Annotated in this window: 14 protein-coding genes; 11 read left to right on the forward strand and 3 right to left on the reverse strand. The window is 55.3% G+C overall.

Annotated features, from left to right (window positions below; genetic code table 11):
- Window positions 1–29: 29 nt before the first annotated feature.
- The 9 genes from KNP95_RS11235 to clpB all read left to right on the forward strand — a co-directional run bounded on the left by KNP95_RS11235 (window position 30) and on the right by clpB (window position 13,715).
- Entirely contained in the window at window positions 30–1,412 is a 1,383-nt protein-coding gene (locus KNP95_RS11235; protein WP_214837156.1) for a TrkH family potassium uptake protein, read from the forward strand.
- Window positions 1,413–1,424: 12 nt separating this feature from the next.
- Window positions 1,425–1,661, forward strand: coding sequence for a hypothetical protein (locus KNP95_RS11240; RefSeq protein WP_214837159.1), 237 nt, complete (start codon window positions 1,425–1,427; stop codon window positions 1,659–1,661).
- Window positions 1,662–1,754: 93 nt separating this feature from the next.
- A complete protein-coding gene (pcrB, locus tag KNP95_RS11245) occupies window positions 1,755–2,432 on the forward strand; it encodes a heptaprenylglyceryl phosphate synthase (protein ID WP_214837163.1) in 678 nt (225 codons plus the stop codon).
- A 38-nt stretch (window positions 2,433–2,470) separates the two neighbouring features.
- Window positions 2,471–4,687 (forward strand): DNA helicase PcrA, encoded by a 2,217-nt coding sequence (gene pcrA / locus KNP95_RS11250; RefSeq protein ID WP_214837166.1) that lies wholly within the window; start codon window positions 2,471–2,473, stop codon window positions 4,685–4,687.
- Between the two features lie 9 nt (window positions 4,688–4,696).
- Window positions 4,697–6,691, forward strand: a complete 1,995-nt coding sequence (gene ligA, locus KNP95_RS11255) for an NAD-dependent DNA ligase LigA (RefSeq protein WP_214802952.1) — start codon at window positions 4,697–4,699, stop codon at window positions 6,689–6,691.
- Window positions 6,692–6,918: 227 nt separating this feature from the next.
- Window positions 6,919–8,784, forward strand: coding sequence for a DUF7507 domain-containing protein (locus KNP95_RS11260; RefSeq protein WP_214802950.1), 1,866 nt, complete (start codon window positions 6,919–6,921; stop codon window positions 8,782–8,784).
- 141 nt (window positions 8,785–8,925) lie between these two features.
- Window positions 8,926–10,098, forward strand: a complete 1,173-nt coding sequence (locus KNP95_RS11265; RefSeq protein WP_029596105.1) for a CamS family sex pheromone protein — start codon at window positions 8,926–8,928, stop codon at window positions 10,096–10,098.
- Window positions 10,099–10,238: 140 nt separating this feature from the next.
- Entirely contained in the window at window positions 10,239–11,105 is an 867-nt protein-coding gene (locus KNP95_RS11270) for a DnaJ C-terminal domain-containing protein (RefSeq protein WP_214719796.1), read from the forward strand.
- Window positions 11,106–11,123: 18 nt separating this feature from the next.
- Window positions 11,124–13,715 carry an ATP-dependent chaperone ClpB gene (gene clpB / locus KNP95_RS11275; protein ID WP_214837169.1) on the forward strand — a complete coding sequence of 864 codons (2,592 nt, stop codon included), beginning with the start codon at window positions 11,124–11,126 and terminating at the stop codon, window positions 13,713–13,715.
- 41 nt (window positions 13,716–13,756) lie between these two features.
- Here the strand turns inward: clpB and KNP95_RS11280 are convergent, their stop codons facing one another.
- On the reverse strand, window positions 13,757–14,827 hold the full coding sequence (locus KNP95_RS11280; RefSeq protein ID WP_214837171.1) for a TIGR04053 family radical SAM/SPASM domain-containing protein: 1,071 nt from the start codon (window positions 14,825–14,827) through the stop codon (window positions 13,757–13,759).
- Window positions 14,824–16,188: a protoporphyrinogen oxidase gene (gene hemG, locus KNP95_RS11285; protein WP_214837174.1), complete on the reverse strand. Its 1,365-nt coding sequence runs from the start codon at window positions 16,186–16,188 to the stop codon at window positions 14,824–14,826. The genes KNP95_RS11280 and hemG overlap by 4 nt, the downstream gene beginning before the upstream one ends.
- Before the next feature lie 110 nt (window positions 16,189–16,298).
- On the opposite strand from hemG, the gene KNP95_RS11290 reads away from it, so the two are divergent.
- Both KNP95_RS11290 and glsA read left to right on the forward strand, forming a co-directional pair.
- Window positions 16,299–16,472, forward strand: a complete 174-nt coding sequence (locus tag KNP95_RS11290) for a hypothetical protein (protein ID WP_214719800.1) — start codon at window positions 16,299–16,301, stop codon at window positions 16,470–16,472.
- A gap of 58 nt (window positions 16,473–16,530) precedes the next feature.
- Window positions 16,531–17,472 (forward strand): glutaminase A, encoded by a 942-nt coding sequence (gene glsA, locus KNP95_RS11295; protein ID WP_021065217.1) that lies wholly within the window; start codon window positions 16,531–16,533, stop codon window positions 17,470–17,472.
- On the opposite strand, the gene KNP95_RS11300 is transcribed toward glsA, so the two are convergent.
- On the reverse strand, window positions 17,469–18,242 hold the full coding sequence (locus KNP95_RS11300; protein WP_214837176.1) for a CHAD domain-containing protein: 774 nt from the start codon (window positions 18,240–18,242) through the stop codon (window positions 17,469–17,471). The genes glsA and KNP95_RS11300 overlap by 4 nt on opposite strands.
- Between the last annotated feature and the right edge of the window lie 10 nt (window positions 18,243–18,252).

Raw genomic sequence — 18,252 nt, forward strand, 5'->3', positions numbered from 1 at the left:
CTTGTTTTTGATGGGAGAGGAGGGGCGAGATGCAAGACAAGTTTATGAAACGAAATTTACAGCTGTTCTTCCGGAAGCTGACACCGGTCCAGACACTCGTGTTGATTTACAGCGCGGCGGTCGTGTTGTCTGTCATTCTGCTCGCCTTACCGATTGCGCGACAGCCGGGTGTCACGATCACATTCACCGATCTCGTCTTTTTTGCGGTCAGCTGTGTCAGCGTCACCGGCTTGACGCCAATCGTCGTGACGGATACGTTTTCGACGTTCGGGCTGTTCATCATCCTGTTCATCGTTCAAGTGAGCGGGGTCGGTCTGATCAGTTTGCACGTCATCATGTGGATTTTGCTCGGAAAGCGGATTGGCTTTCGTGAGCGTCAGCTGATTTTACGGGACCAGAACCAGACGTCGATGTCTGGAATCGTGAAGTATATTGCGGAAATTGTCATCACCGTTATCACGATTGAAGCGATTGGGGCAATCATGCTCGGAATCCATTACTTAAATTACTTTGATACGGCCAGAGAGGCGTTCCTGCAAGGGCTGTTCGGTTCGATCAGTGCGACGACGAACGCGGGGTTCGATATCACCGGCAGTTCGCTCGCGCCGTTCCGGGAAGACCCGTTCGTCATCTTTACGCAAATCGCGCTCATGACCGGTGGCGCCATCGGGTTCCCGGTCCTCGTCGAGATTCGCACCTATTTGACGAACCGCATTATGCGAAAACGCGAGAATTTCCCGCGCCGCTTCTCGTTGTTCACGAAATTGACGGTATCCACGTTCTTCGGATTGATCGCGGTCGGGACCGTCGGCTTGTTTCTATTTGAATACAATAACGCGTTCAAAGGTTTACCGCTCTGGCTCGCGCTCTCGGATTCCTTGTTCCAGTCCGTGACGACGCGAAACGGGGGCTTGACGACGGTAGACGTCAACCTGTTCTCGGAAGGCAGTATGTTATTGTTATCGATTCTGATGTTCATCGGGGCGTCCCCGTCCTCGGTCGGCGGGGGGATTCGGACGACGACGTTCGCCGTCGCCGTGCTCGGGGTCGTCGCGTTCATTCGCGGGGACTCGTCCATCAAAATTTTCGGGCGCGAGATTGTGCTCGAGGATATTTGGAAAGCGTTCGTCATCATCACGGTGTCACTCGCTGTCCTGCTCACGGGGGTCATGGTGCTCACCTTCTTTGAAGACGCATCGCTTACCCGCATCTTGTTCGAGGCGTGCTCGGCGTTCGGAACGACCGGCTTGTCGGTCGGTCTGTCGGCAGAGTTCAGTAACGTCGGAAAATGGGTACTCACGATTTTAATGTTCATCGGTCGAATCGGTGTCATCGCCTTCATCTTGATTTTGCAGCGGAGACAGCCGAAACGGATGTACAACTATCCGAAAGAATCAATCATCTTAGGCTAAGGAGCTCAAATCATGAAGGCTTTTTGGATCAACTTTGGTTACGTGTTCGCCGTCCCGGTCTTACCGTTCATCGCGGTCGTGAACGGAACAGCGCTCTGCTCGCCAGATTCACCGTTACTCGAGATTCCAGTGCTCGGCTTCTTTTTGGCCAATCCGCTCTGGTTCATCCCGGTTTACGGACTGTTCGCACTCGTCGTCGCCAAATGGATGACGGCCCGCGAACAAAAGACGCAAGCCAGACGTGCTTGAGACTTGCCTCGGCAAGTCTTTTTTTGTTCAACAGATGCAAGCGACGGGAAAAATCGCTACACTAGAGAAGGTATCGAATGGGAGGGAAGCCGAATGGATTTTCAATCGTGGCGCCACGTCTTTAAACTTGATCCGAATAAACCGCTCGATGATTCGGCGCTCGCAGCGCTCATCCGTTCGGGCACGGACGCTTTCCTCATCGGTGGGACGGACGGGGTCGACGCGGAAAACACGTTCGCGCTCTATACTCGTCTCGAAGGATGCGGCATCCCGCTCGCGCTCGAGATGAGCCATCCCGAGCAAGTGATTCGAGGCTTCGACCACTATTTCATTCCGACCGTCTTGAACGCGGGCACCGTGGACTGGGTCATCGGTCATCAAACGAGGGCGTTCGAACGATACGGACACTTGTTTCATGCTGATGTGACCGGACAAGGGTATATCGTCTTGAATCCAGATGCGAAAGTGGCCCACGTGACCGAGGCGAAGACCGATTTGTCCATCGAGACAGCCATCGCCTATGCGGAAGCGGGACATCGCTTGTTCCACCTGCCTTCCTTGTATGTGGAGTATAGCGGCACGTTCGGATCGGTCGAGCTCGTCCAAGAATTGCGGCTAGCGGTGCCGGACGCCCATCTGTTTTATGGGGGCGGTATCACCGGATACGAGTCGGCCCGGGTGATGGCTGAACACGTGGATACGATCGTCGTCGGCAATGTGATTTATGACAATTTCGAAGGAGCGCTTGCGACTGTCGCAGCACTCCGATAAAATAAGAACAAATGTTTGGATAGGGAAAGGAAACGATTATGTATAACTTGAGTGAAGAATTAGTCAAAGGCATGAACCCTCCGCAAGCGGAGGCGGTCAAATATACAGACGGCCCGTTGCTCATCATGGCCGGGGCAGGGTCTGGGAAAACACGTGTCTTGACGCATCGCGTCGCCTACTTGATGGCGTCGAAACAAATCGCGCCGTGGAACATTCTCGCCATTACGTTCACGAACAAAGCGGCTCGCGAGATGAAAGACCGGATCGCCCGCCTCGTCGGTGGCGTCGCGGACGATATTTGGATTTCGACGTTCCACTCGATGTGTGTCCGGATTTTACGGCGTGACATCGATCGCATCCGTTATGACCGGAACTTCTCGATTCTCGACTCGTCCGATCAGTTGACGGCCATCAAGCAAGTGCTTAAAGAGTTGAACCTTGACCCGAAAAAATATGAGCCACGGACGCTCCTCGGTATGATCTCGAACCATAAGAACGAGCTACGCACGCCGCAAGACGCGGCCGCACTCGTCGGCAACAATCCGTACGAGAAAGTCATCTCGGACGTCTACACGGCGTATGAGAAGAAATTGAAGCAGAACAATGTGCTCGACTTTGACGACTTGATCATGAAGGCGATTCAGTTGTTCCAAGAAGCGCCGGACGTGCTCGTGTTTTATCAGAAGAAGTTCCAATACATCCACGTCGACGAGTATCAAGATACGAACCGGGCCCAATACACGCTCGTCAAGCTGCTCGCGCAGGCGCATGAGAACCTGTGTGTCGTCGGTGACTCGGATCAGTCGATTTATCGCTGGCGCGGCGCCGACATCGCCAACATCTTGACGTTCGAGAAGGATTATCCGAGCGCGCACGTCATCTTGCTCGAACAAAACTATCGGTCGACGAAGCGGATTTTGGAAGCGGCGAACGGTGTCATTCAAAACAACTCGGGTCGAAAAGACAAGCAGCTCTGGACCGAGAACGTCGAAGGCGAGAAACTCCTCTTGCATGTCGCCTCGGATGACCGGGATGAAGCGTTCTTCATCATCAATCAGATGAAGGAGCTCCGCCAAGAAGGCATCGATTACGGTGAGATGGCCGTCCTGTACCGGACGAACGCCCAATCGCGCGGACTCGAGGAAATGCTCCTCAAGTCGAACATCCCGTATAAGATGGTCGGCGGGACGAAGTTCTATGAACGAAAAGAAATCAAGGATATCTTGGCGTATTTGCGCTTAATCGCCAACCCAGACGAGGACATCTCATTCGTCCGTGTCGTCAACGAACCGAAGCGCGGCATCGGCGCCGCGACGGTCGATAAGCTCGGCGACTTCGCCGGGATGCAAGGCGTGTCGCTCATGGAAGCGATTCGTGACATCGAACTGTCGGGCATTGCGCCGCGCACAGCGACGAAGCTCGCCGAGTTCCGTCAATTGATGGTCGATTTGCGTCAAATGGCCGACTACTTGTCCATCTCGGAATTGATTGAAGAAGTGTTGAAGAAGTCAGGCTACGAAGAGATGCTCAAAATCGAGAAGACGCTCGAAGCCGAGAGCCGCCTTGAGAACTTGCAAGAGTTCCTCTCGGTCGCCCAAAATTTTGAGAAAGAGAGTGACGAGCAGACACTCGTCGCCTTTTTGACCGATTTGACGCTCGTCTCGGACCTCGACACGCTCGAAGAAGTCGACGAGTTACACCAAGTCACACTCATGACGCTACACTCGGCCAAGGGACTTGAGTTCCCGGTCGTCTTCTTGATTGGGATGGAAGAAGGGTTGTTCCCGCACAGCCGTGCCTTGAACGACCCGGAAGAGATGGAAGAAGAACGCCGTCTCGCGTACGTCGGCATCACGCGGGCCGAGAAGCGTCTCTATTTGACACGGGCCCAGTCCCGCATGTTGTACGGGCGTTTCCAAAACAACCCGGAGTCGCGCTTCTTGCACGAGTTGCCAGAGACGCTCTTGGAGCGATCGGGCAAAGCGAAGAAGCCGATGCCATGGAATCCAGTCGAGTCGCCGGGGAAACTTCCTGTGAACGGCTTCAGCTCGAAACCGAAACCAAAACTTGCCCAGTCGTCCGGCGCCGAATCAATCGGTTGGAACGTTGGGGACAAGGCCAATCATAAGAAATGGGGACAAGGCACGGTCGTTCAGACGCGTGGCGAAGGCGATCAGCTCGAGCTCGATATCGCTTTCCCGGCCGTCGGCATCAAGCGCCTGCTCGCCAAGTTTGCCCCAATCGAAAAAGCGTGAGGTGATCATATGGAGATGGCAGAACGCGTTGAAGCGATTCGTCAAAAGTTAAATCAATACGGGTATGAATATTATGTGCTCGACCGACCGAGTGTTCCGGATGCGGAATACGACCGTCTCATGAACGAATTGATTGAAATCGAGACGGACTATCCGGAACTCCGGAGTCCGGATTCACCGACGCAACGTGTCGGCGGCGTCCCGCTCGATGCGTTCGTCAAAGTGACACATGACACGCCGATGCTGTCGCTCGGGAACGTCTTCTCCAAAGAAGAACTCGTCGAATGGGTCGAACGGATTGAGAAAGATCTCGGCTATAGTCCGCTGTTCGTCGCCGAGCTCAAGTTTGACGGGCTCGCCGTGTCGCTGAAATACGAAGAGGGTCGGCTCGTCCGTGGCGCGACGCGCGGGGACGGGACGACTGGGGAAGACATCACGCAAAACTTGAAGACGATCCGCTCGATTCCGCTCCGGTTGAACGAGGACGTCACGTTCGAGGTGCGCGGTGAGGCGTACATGCCGAAACGGTCGTTCGAACATTTGAACGACGAGCGGGAACGCCTCGGCGAACCACTATTCGCCAACCCACGCAATGCGGCGGCAGGTTCGCTCCGGCAGCTCGACTCGAAAATCGCGGCGTCGCGGAACTTGGCGTTCTTCGCCTACGGGCTCGTCTCGACGGACGATCTCGTCGCCTCGCATGACGAGTCGCTCGAATATTTGCGCCGTCTCGGGATTGCCGTCAGCCAAGAATACACGACGTGTCATACGGCCGATGAGTTATGGGACTATATTGAAACGTATGTGACGAAGCGGTCGGAGTTGCCGTACGAGATTGACGGCATCGTCATCAAAGTCGCAGCTTACGAAGAGCAAGAACAGCTCGGCTTCACGGCGAAGAGTCCGCGTTGGGCCGTCGCCTATAAGTTCCCGGCCGAGGAAGTCGTGACGACGATTGAAGACGTCGACTTCAGTGTCGGACGGACCGGGAAAGTCACGCCGCGCGCGCGCTTTGCACCGGTCTCGGTCGCCGGTTCGACCGTGACATATGCGACGCTCCATAATGAGGACTTCATTGTAGAGAAGGACCTTCACATCGGAGACCGCGTCGTCATCAAGAAAGCCGGGGACGTCATCCCGGCCGTCGTCTCGGCGCTCGTCAGTGAGCGGACCGGGGAGGAGACGGAAATCGTCTTCCCGACGCATTGTCCAGCTTGTGAATCTGAACTCGTCCGGTTAGAAGGCGAGGCGGACCATCGCTGCGTCAATCCAGAATGCCCGGCCCAACTGCTCGAAGGGCTGATTCATTTCGTATCGCGCCCGGCGATGAATATCGATGGGCTCGGCGAGAAAGTGATTACGCAACTCCATGCGTCTGACCTCGTCCGTAACGTGGCCGACCTGTATCGTCTCGACCGGGATGCGTTGCTCGCGCTCGACCGGATGGGCGAGACGTCGGTGACGAATCTGCTCGCGGCGATTGAACAATCGAAACAGAATTCGCTCGAGCGTGTCTTGTTCGCGCTCGGTATCCGCCTCGTCGGCCAAAAAGCGGCCGTGTTGATTGCGGAACGGTTCGAGACGATGGAAGCGGTCATGGAGGCATCGGTCGACGAATTGACGTCCATCGATGGCATCGGTACGAAGATGGCTGAATCGATCGTCTTATACTTCGAGAAGCCGGAAGCGCGTGACCTCGTCCGTGACCTCGGAGCGGCAGGTGTCAATTTGACGTTCAAAGGTGCGAAACGACCGGTCGACGCCGATGCGCCACTCGCCGGAAAGACGGTCGTCTTGACCGGGAAACTGCATGAGATGACGCGTGGCGAAGCCGGGAAGCAACTCGAACTGCTCGGTGCGAGCGTCACAGGCAGCGTCAGCAAGAACACCGACCTCCTCGTCGCCGGTGAGAAGGCAGGTTCGAAATTGACGAAAGCCGAGTCACTTGGCATCGAAGTGTGGGATGAGGCGGCGTTGCTCGCCTTCTTAGCCGACCCATCTTGAATGAGGTCCTCCGGTGGGAGGGCCTTTTTTTCATTGACCTGATTTTAAAACGTTTCCGTTTTCGAGCAGGTTCGGGTCCTCACGAGACGGGTAATGATTAGTATCTACAAATACTTTTCGACACCAAGACCTTACACCACGACTCGCGCACACTCATCCTCCATCCCTCTCCTGTGCCGGAGCGTGTCATCGCAGACGTTCGTCACACCTTAGAGGAGGGGACCATCATGCAACGCACCAACCGACGTTTCATCGCACTCATCACATTCGTCCTCGTATTGATTGGCATGTGGGCACCGCATGGAAGTTACGCGAACACGACAATGACACCTATGCCAATTTATGCACAAATTGATTTGAGTCCTGAAGAAATCGAAGCGTACGATGACGCGAGTTTGATTTACGCAGACGTCACGTATTACGGGGCGCGTGAGACGTCAACGATTTGGCGGTTCATGATTGATGCGACAGAAATCGACTTGACGACGATCGATCAAGTCACCTTGTATGACAAAGCCGGTGTTCCTTATTCATTTCCGAACGCCGTCTATGCGTTTCAGATGAAGGAGCTTGCAGGCGAGTCGAGCGAACCGGGTGGTGACGGGACGGAGACGGTTCCGGACGTCGACATACCGGTCGAGCCCCCGCTCGTTGAACCGGAGCCCTCACCAGAGGAACCTGTCACAGAAGAAGTGGCCGCACCTTCCGCTAGTCCAGCAGTTGCCATCGATCAATTGGTGCTCGGTGCCGACGGGCCGATTGAACGTGTGTTAGGCGGAGATTTGGTGACGTATCGGCTCGTTATCGATGTGACGGGCGCTCCGATTGAGAACTTATCTGTGACCGACACAGTGCCCGAAGCGTTGACCGTCGTCGCGGATTCGGTCGAAGTGCTCGGTCCGGAAGGCTCGGTCGCTCCAACGACCGTGAGCGGACCGCCTGCCTTTGATTGGACGTTCCCGACGATACCGGTCGGAACGACGACGATTCAGTTCGACACATTCGCACCAGACGTGACGAGTGAGACCGTTGTGACGAATACGTTCTGTATCGGTGTTGAAGACGAGACCGTTCCGGCAGCTTGTACGGAAGCGAGCGTCACGGTCGTACCGAACGAGACGATTGGCCTTGAGGTCGGGAAAGAGGCAAACATTGATCAAGCCGTCGTCGGTGGGATGATTCCGTATACGTTCGTTATCGAGAACACAGGCGAGACGGCGCTCACGATTACATCCATCGAAGATGAGTTTTTTAGCGGCGACATCGACGCCAAGGCGGTCGACACGTTCAATGCAAACGTCCGCGAGCGCTTATTGGCACTCGTCGGCGATGATGGGCTTCTCGCTGGGGAACGAGTCGAGGCGACCGTCAACTTATTGATTCCAACCGATTACGATCGGACGAGCGCTCCTGAAATCGGGAACGTGTTCCGCGTCGCTGCGACCGATGCTTACGGTCGAGTCATCGATGCCGAGAGCCAACAAATCGTCTTATTGAATCAAGCTGACTTCACCGTCACGAAGACGGCGCGTCCCGAAACGGTGCATCCAGGTGAGGCGATTCGCTATACGTATACAATCACGAACACGTCGAACGTCACCTTGTACTTCGTCGACGTCATCGACGAATGGACGAGCGGGGCGTTGACGACCAAAGAACAGCGCGAGACGACCGAGACGCTCCGAGACGGCATGCGTGCTCTGGCCGAAGTCGAGAACGGATTAATCCCCGGCGAAGAGGTCGTACTCGAGATGGAGAAAGTACTCTTGCCATCTTATGATGTGCGGGCCGGCGCAGTGCTCACGAACCGGACGACGTTCACGTTCGAAGTCAATCGTGAGGCGCGCGTGTCGCGGACGGTCGAGGCGACCGTGCACGTGAAGCAAAACCTTCCAAAACCGGGCAACGATAACCGTGATGACCAAGATGAATCGGTTTATGTGCCGGAACCAACGACTCCGGTGACGCCAGACCAAGCGACCCTTCCGATGACCGGCACGACAAAAACGTGGGGAACGGTACTCGGACTCGTCTTGATCGTGCTCGGTCTCTTGTTCTTGACGCATCGACGTCGCCCATCTCCGAAAGCATGACGTGGACACCCTTCAACTCGAGTTGAAGGGTGTTTTGCTGTGAATTGGCACTGATTCCGCTTCGACACTTTTTTCAACGGATGATTTTGTTATAATGGACGAAGTGTAACGAAACGAATCATTAAAGGAGTTCAGACATAGATGAAATGGAAACAGATGCTCATCCCAGCTCTCGCCGCGACGGTTTTTCTCGGCGGATGCTCTATGAAAATCCCGATGGGGGAAGAAGAAGTCACACCGACAGGCGAAGAGACGGCAGCCGAAGGGGTCACTCAAGCGATTCAAGCGCGTGATTCATATTACCAGATGGTCATTCCGTTTAAACCAGCTGCGGCCCGAGGACTGGCGCAACGTCAAGTCAGCTCATCGCTCGAGCTCGAAGAAGTGGAGCTCGGCCTCATGCGCCATTCGACCGGCGCGTTCGATCCGGAGAAGTACGCCTATCAAGAAGGACAGCTATTGACGAGTGAAGATGTATCGCGTCTGCTTGGCCGTAAAGACAAAACGTCAGAAGGTCTCGTTCCGCTCAACCCGGCGTATGCGAACGGCACGGCCGAAGTGGCCGAGGAGCAGTTCGTCGAAGAGAACAAAAAGTCGCCACTCTATTTGGCATCGCTCGTCGAACAAAACTATATGACGAAAACGGATAGTGGGTATCAACTCGGCGGTGTGTCGTTCGCCTTGATTTTGAATCAAGAGTACGTGTTCCAGGCGCCGAACTTCGGTCCGACCTATACGGAAAAGTTGGACGAGAAGAAAGTCATCGCTGAAGGAGAACGCATGGCGAATGAACTCGTCGCCCAGTTGCGGAAACGTGAGGACTTTAAAGACCTCGATATTAACGTCGCGTTGTATATGAAAGCGCCGCAAGGTTCACCGACACCAGGGAACTATATCAAATCGGCATTCGTCGGCTCAGCTAATGAAGTGGCGGCAAACGACTGGACCGCCATCGATGAGACATATTATTACTTCCCGTCCGCCACGGCGACGACAGAAGTGCGCGACGATGCCCAAAAGTTCTCCCTCTTCAGTGATCGGATTGCCGATGTGTTCCCGGATTTCAGCGGAATGATCGGGAAGGGCTTCTATCAAAACGGCGAGTTGTCACGAATCGAAATCGACATCCCAATCCAGTTTTATAGCCGGGCCGAGCTCGTCGGGTTCACCCAACACGTCGTCGGTCTGCTCGAGAACCGGTGGGAGTACAACCGGAACGTACCGGTCCGCATTAACGTCACCTCACTCGGTGGCCAACAAGAAGTGACCATCGTGTTCGAAGAAGGCATGGACAGTCCAAGAGTATATTTCTAATCGTAAGAAGGCATCGTGATGAAACGGATGCCTTCTTTTTTTCGTATGCTAAGTAACGAGGAAATTCTTTGACCTTCTTTGACCAAATCGGTAGAATAGACTTAACAGAATCGGGTAAGAAATAGGTGAGGTGAAACGAGATGGCAAAAAACTATTATGACGTCCTTGGCGTGCCGAAAGAGGCGTCCGACCAAGACATTAAGCGAGCGTATCGAAAACTGGCAAAACAATACCATCCGGATGTGAACAAAGACTCGGACGCACAGGACAAGTTCAAAGCGATCCAAGAAGCGTTCGATGTGCTGAGCGATCCCGATAAGAAAGCGAACTATGACCGCTATGGCAGTCCAGAAGGGCCGACGTTCGGCGGAGGGACTTACAGCGGCGACGGATATGGGGAAGGGTCGGCCCAGTTCGAAGACTTGTTCCGCCAGTTTGGCGGCGGGTCACGGACAACGTCGCGGACGTTCGGGTTCGAGGACATGTTCGGCAGCTTCTTTAATCAAGCGGTCGAAGAAGACCTCGATGAGACGGTCCGTGTCAATGTCCCACTCAGTCAATTGACGTCTGATTCCAAAGTGAGTCTGCGTCTCCAGACGGGGACGGTCAACGTGAAAATCCCGCAAGGCGCCCACGAAGGGCAAAAGTTACGGCTCAAAGGTAAGAGTAGCAAGGTCGGACAAGCGGGTGACCGCGGCGACGTGTACGTCGAGCTGCATTTCACGGATGATGATACGTACCGTCGAGAAGGAGCGAACGTCATTACCGTCAAACGGTTGCGCCCGCTCGCTTTCCTCGACGGCACAGAAGTCGTCGTGGCGACATTAGATGGTGGCCGGGTCAAACTGAAAGTGAAACCGGGGTCACGCCCGGGTCAACGGATGCGCATCCCAGGGCGCGGGTTCATGACCGCCTCGAAAGTCCGGTCGGATCTCTTCGTCCAACTCGAAGTCGACTTGCCGCTAGACGCCGGCCACCGATCTGTTTACGAACAACTCGAACGTTGAGCCTAAGGAGGAAGCAGAATGGATTTCAATCGATTTACCGATAAAGCACATGAAGGCATCGTCAGTTCGCAGGCACTTGCGAAACAGTACCACCATAGCGAGATGAACGAATGGCACGTCTTGGCGTCGATGATTTCACAAACGGACGGCATCGCGCCGCTCCTACTGCAAAAAATGGAATTGAGCGTCGCCGACATCGAGGCCGAGGTCGCGATGGCACTCAAGAACGCACCGAAGCTTCAGACGCCGACGACGCCGATGATCTCGGCCTCGCTGTTGAACGTGTTGACGACGGCGGAACGGGAAGCGACCGGTATGAGTGACGAGTACGTCTCGGTCGAGCACGTCCTGCTCGGCATCATTATGAATAAGAGCCAAGCGCAAAGCATGCTCGAGCGCAAAGGTGTGACCGAAGAGAAACTACGCGAGGCGCTTGTCGCCGTCCGCGGAAATCGGCGCATCACGTCGAAGTCGCCGGAAGCGACGTATGATGTCTTGACGAAGTATGGCCGCGACTTGATTCAAGAAGTGAAGACCGGGAAAATCGATCCCGTCATCGGGCGCGATAGCGAGATTCGGCGCGTCATCCGCATCTTGAGCCGGAAGACGAAAAACAATCCGGTCTTAATCGGGGAGCCGGGTGTCGGGAAGACGGCAATCGTCGAAGGGCTCGCCCAACGCATCGTTCGCGGCGACGTTCCGGAAAGCTTGAAAGATAAGACGATTTTCAGCCTCGATATGAGTTCGCTCGTCGCCGGGGCCAAATATCGCGGCGAATTCGAAGAGCGGCTCCAAGCTGTCTTGAACGAAGTGAAAGAAGCGGAAGGGAAAATCATCCTCTTCATCGATGAACTGCATACGATTGTCGGAGCCGGCAAGTCCGAAGGGGCGATGGATGCCGGGAACATGCTCAAACCGATGCTCGCCCGCGGCGAACTCCACTGCATCGGCGCGACGACACTCGATGAGTATCGCCAATATATCGAGAAGGACCCGGCACTTGAGCGCCGCTTCCAACAAGTGCTCGTCGACGAACCGGACGTCGAAGACACGGTGTCGATTTTGCGAGGTTTGAAAGAACGCTTCGAGATTCACCACGGTGTCCGCATACACGACAACGCGCTCGTCGCAGCGGCAGTCTTATCGAATCGCTACATCACCGACCGATTCATGCCGGACAAGGCGATTGACCTTGTCGACGAGTCGTGTGCGATGATTCGGACGGAGATGGAGTCGATGCCGGCCGAACTCGATGAACTCGTACGTCGCGTCATGCAACTCGAGATTGAGGAGGCGGCTTTGAAGAAAGAAAGTGATGACGCCTCGAAGAAACGACTCGATGCGCTGCAACAAGAACTCGCCTCAATTCGCGAACAGTCGGACGCGCTCCGACTCCGCTGGGAGAACGAGAAAGAGTCGACGCACCGAGTGCAACACATCCGTGGCGACTTAGAAAAAGTGAAGCTCGAACTGCAAGAAGCTGAGAGCCGCTACGATTTGAACCGGGCCTCCGAGCTCAAATATGGCCGTATCCCGGAACTCGAGCGTGAACTCGCGGAAGCAGAACGGCTCGCCGGTTCGGTGACACGTGAACTCGTCCGCGAAGAAGTGACCGAGGAAGAGATCGCCGAGGTCGTCTCGAAATGGACGGGCATTCCCGTGACGAAATTGACCGAAGGAGAACGAGATAAGTTGCTCAACCTCGAGACGGTGCTCCATCAACGTGTCTTTGGACAAGACGATGCGATTCGCCTCGTCAGTGATGCCGTCATTCGGGCTCGAGCCGGCATTAAAGATCCGAACCGTCCGATTGGATCGTTCCTCTTCCTCGGGCCGACCGGTGTCGGGAAGACCGAACTCGGGAAAGCGCTCGCCGAGGCGATGTTCGACTCGGAAGACCATATCGTACGTCTCGACATGAGCGAGTATATGGAGAAACACGCCGTATCGCGTCTCGTCGGAGCACCTCCGGGTTATATCGGCTATGAAGAGGGTGGCCAGTTGACGGAAGCGGTCCGCCGCAACCCGTACTCGGTGCTCCTGTTCGATGAGGTCGAGAAAGCGCACGCCGATGTGTTCAACATCTTGCTGCAACTGCTCGATGATGGTCGCTTGACCGATTCGCACGGACGCGTCGTCGACTTCAAAAACACAATCGTCATCATGACATCGAACATCGGGGCCGACATCTTGCTCGAAGCGGCGAAAGATGGTGTCATCGATGAGGCGGAAGAACGCCAAGTCATCGAGCGGCTCCGCCGCCACTTCCGTCCCGAGTTTTTGAACCGGGTCGATGAGACGATTTTGTTCCATCCGCTCACGCGGGCCCAAATCGGCCAAATCGTCGAAAAAGCAGTCGCGCGCATGGGTAGTCGCTTGACGGCGCGCTCGATTCAAATCGAGATCACAGATGCCGCGAAAGTGTTCATCGCCGACGAGGCGTATGAGCCACAGTTCGGGGCCCGTCCGATCAACCGGTACGTACAACGGACGATTGAGACGAAACTCGCCCGTAGCATCCTCGCCGGAGACATCGAGGACGGCCAGACGGTCGTCATCGATGTCGAGAACGACGAGCTGACGCTTCGTCCCGCAACAGTGACGCATTAAACATTGAAAGAGCGCTGGCTGATGCCGGCGCTCTTTGTTTATCAGATAGGTGTAGGTTGATAGATGCAGTACGGTTCTTCGGCCTTATAGTCGCCGGTGACGGCATAAGCCCGGGCCCGCGAGCCGCCGCACACGTAGCGATACTCGCAGTAGCCGCATTTTCCGTGGTGAGTATCGGGATCGCGTAGGGATTTAAAAACCGGGTGGTGCCGGTAAATCTCGGCGAGCGGTGTTTGTTTCACGTTGCCGCACGTAATCGGTAAGAACCCGGACGGCTGCACGTCGCCCGTATGCGAGATAAACACGAAACCGTTCCCGTCATTCGTGCCGCGGGGTGCTTTAGCGAGATCGTCATGTGGATGGCCGATGGGAGACAATCCAACTTGTTTTCGGTTCAAGTTCTCTTGCCGGGCGATGCGCCGATAAAACTGGGCCTCGGTCGTCGAGATGATGAATGGGACGTGTTCTTGCAACGCGAACGCCCAGCGGAGCACATCTTCATGCCGTTCCGGGGAGATGGGCTGCAGAATCGACCCGCGGCCGGTCGGAACGAGGAAGAACAGCGTCCATACCGACACCCCGAGCTCACCGACGAGTTTGGCGATTTCCGGGAGTTGATCGACGTTATATTCCGTGACCGTCGTATTGATTTGGAATGACATGCCTTCTTCCCGGAAGTAAGAGATACCGCGCAACGTCCGTTCGAAACTGCCACGGGTACCCCGAAAATAGTCGTGCGACTTGGCGTCCGGACCGTCGAGCGAGAACGCCCAGCGCGTCAATCCGGCATCTTTCGCCCGTTTGACGGCGTCATGGGTCACGCGTGGCGTTGCCGATGGGGTCATCGATACGCGCATGCCGAGCGAAGCGGCGTATGCCGTCAACTCGAACAAGTCTTCGCGCATGAGCGGGTCGCCCCCGGTAAAGACGAGAATCGGATTGTCCATCGCATGTATGTCGCGGATGAGCGCCTTACCTTGGGAGGTGTCGAGTTCATCCGGATAACGATGGAACTGGGCCTCGGCCCGGCAATGGACGCAGGAAAGCGCACAGGCGCGTGTCACTTCCCAAATGACGATGAACGGATTCTCGTTGTAGTCGATTCGTTTCATACGGACACCGCCTGTCTTGCCGTGATGCGTGTGACGGCTTGTTTGGCCGAGTCGACGCAGTCAGGGAGACCGACGCCGTGTAAAATCGCCCCGCAAGCTTCGACGCCGTCGAGGGAGGACATCGTCTCCTCGAACGCGCGCACGTATTGTTTATGACCGACCTCATACTGCGGCATCGTGTCGACGTGACGCTCGACTCTCGTGAAGATCGGGGTACCGACGTGTTGAATTTTCCGAAGTTCACGGAGCGCGAAGTCGGCAATCGTGTCGTCGGATTCTGTCAACAAGTCGGGAACGAACGCGGAGCCGATGTAGACGCGTAACAGCGCCTTGTTTTCGGGTGCCATATGCGGCCATTTCTTATGCATCCAGCTACAAGCGGTCAAGGCGTTGCCTTCGCCTTTGGCGATGACGTAGCCCGTCCCGTCGAGTGCCTCGACGTCTGCTTTCTCGAACGCCGCGAGCACGGTGATGGAAGACGTGCGTTTCAATGACGACAACCGTTCCGCTTCCGGGAGACCGAGGAGCGGGCCGAGGGCGTTCGGCGAGGTGGCTAACACGATGCCGTCAAACGACTCGACCCTTCCGTCCTCGAGCACCACTTCATGGGGCCGGACTGCCGCGACTCGTGTCTCGAGACAGAGGCGATCAATCGATGGACGGAGCGCCTCGATCAAGACACCAAGCCCTTGGCCGAGCGATAAAAATTTACCGGCCTCGCGCGGTTTGACACCGGCTTGGACAGGAGGTGTCAATGCTTTCATACCGAGGATCAGGCTGCGTGTTTTTTGTTCAATCGTGATAAACTGAGGGAAAGTAGACTCGATGCTCATATCGTCGAGCGTACCATTGTAAATCCCTGACAGGAGCGGTTCGATCATCGCCTCGACGACTTCCGACCCGAGCCGGGCCCGAAAAAACGTATCGAGCGAGATATCTGATCCCGCATAGACGCGGGGTAACACGAGATCCATACCGGCCCGAAACTTGCCGCGCCACGTGAACAGATCCGTTTTGACCATCGGCCAGAACTTGGTCGGGATGCCCATGACCGAACCTGCAGGCATCTGTCGCAGTCGGTTCCGGACGTAAATGTACGAGGTCCCGGTCATCGACCGGACGAGATCGTCGTCAAGCCCAAGTTCGGTGATCAGCTCGGTCAATGTCGGCTTACGGGCCATATATCCGTCCGGCCCACATTCTAAGACGAAGCCGTCCCGATAAACGGTCTTGATTTTTCCGCCAATCCGGTCACTTGCTTCATACAATGTGACGTGCGCTCCCGCCTGTTTCGCATAATACGCGGCAGCCATGCCAGTAATCCCTCCACCGATGATTGCAATCTTGTTCAATCCATTCACCCATTTCTATGTAGTATTCCTACTAACGGTACCGAGAATGTTGACGTAGACATAGGATAAGTCTCACACGGTTCAAGACAAATTCGTCACGATTGGAAGGAGGACCACCTATGGTTTGGTTCGGGATAACGGCCGCGGTCGTCGTCGTCGGCATCATCGCGTTCATCGTCTCGATGAATCGGCATGGCGAGAAGCTCGAAGGTGACGAGGACAGCCCGCCGGTCATATGGGCCGACGAGGAATGGTATAAGCCGGACAAGGAAGACGGTCCACTTGATGGTTAACCGTCTTCAAATATGTTAAGATGACCCGGGTAAAAACTATCGGACATGGGGTGATTGGATGAACGTATTGGAACAGCAGTTGGCGCATTTGGTCGACGAGTGTCGTCCGTACACAGCACAAGGAAAAGTCGCCGACTATATTCCGGAGCTCGCGCATGTACAAGATGATTTGCTCGGCGTGGCGATTTGCCTACCTGATGGTTCTTATATTCATGCGGGGGACGTCCATCATAAGTTCACGATTCAAAGCGTCTCGAAGGCGTTGACGCTCTGTTACGTCTTGATGGAGTTCGGAGAAGATTACGTGTTCTCAAAAGTCGGTATGGAACCGACGGGGGATGCATTCAATTCGATTGCCAAACTCGAAGAGACGGTGCCATCGAAACCGCTCAATCCGATGATTAACGCCGGGGCGCTCGCGGTCACGAGCATGATTTTAGGGGACACGGCGGAGCTGAAAATCTATCAGTTCCGTCAATTTTTGGCGACGTTGCTCGATGTCCCGGTCGAGGAAGTCACGTATAACGAAAAAGTCGCCCGCTCGGAATACGAGACGACCGACTTGAACCGGGCCTTGCTCTATTTCATGCGCCATCACGGAATCGTCGAGGGCGATGTCGATGAGATTATCGATGTGTACACGAAACAGTGTGCCATCGAAATCGATTGTTTTGACTTGGCTCGCATCGGCCGGATTCTATCAGGTAACGGAGAAGACCCGGTCACCGGCGAAGAGTTGATTCCACGTCGTGTCGTCCGTATCGTCAAAGCCATCATGACGACGTGCGGCATGTACGATGCATCGGGTGAGTTTGCCGTCCGTGTCGGCCTGCCCGGAAAGAGCGGGGTGTCGGGTGCGATTCTTGCGACCGGCAAACACGAGCTCGGATTGAGTGATGTCGGCTTTGGTATTTTTGGGCCTGCCCTCGATTCAAAAGGGAACTCGATTGCTGGGATGAAGTTGCTCGAACTGCTCGTCGAACGCTACACGTCGCGCTAAAGCTTGATGGCGTCGACCGATTCGTCGAGCCGGGTGTGCAATTGCTGGACGACTTGTTCATAGTCGTCGGTCAAGGCGGCTGGCGGCGTGAAATCGGTCCAGCGCAACAACAGCTGATGCCGGTCATTCATATCACCAAGTTCGGTCTGGAGCCGCTTAAGTTTTTGAACTTGGTCTTTTGAGGCGCTCGGCTCATAGTTCAATAAGTACTCATTTAAATAGCGCTCCCGCTTCACGGCGAGCCGGACTTTGTGGAGGGTATCGAGCCGGTCGTTCCGTTTCGTCGCTGCGTGATGGGTCGCGATGCGGCGCTTGCGGTCGGCTTTGGCTTTATCGAGAAACACCGCCGCGTCTTGTTTGCGAAAGGCGCGGAACAGCTGCCCGCCAATAAAGCGACGGACTTGCTGGTCGAGCGAAGGCGTCATTTTTTCGGTCACACGCGCTTTCAACAGCGTGCGGTCCTTGGCCCGTTGTGTTTCGACATGCTCAACAAAAGCTTGATCGAGCTCGGTCTCGACGGCGAGCCCTTCAAGCAGGACGTCTCCGTCACGCACCGCACCGAGCGCCTCCATCAACTGCTTTAATTGACGATACGTCGAGGGCTTCGTGTCGTACAATTGGATGAACGTCAATAGCTTGCGCAAGTGGACCCGAGCTTGATGGATATCTTCGCTGTTTTGAAACGTCAGCGCTTCGGTCATGTAATGATTGAACGTATTCCACGTCTCTAACAGCTCATATTTTAATTTTTCCGCATTCCGTTGATTCATTCTAATTTTT

It is taken from the genome of Exiguobacterium sp. s36 (assembly GCF_018618345.1).
Classification (GTDB): domain Bacteria; phylum Bacillota; class Bacilli; order Exiguobacteriales; family Exiguobacteriaceae; genus Exiguobacterium; species Exiguobacterium chiriqhucha.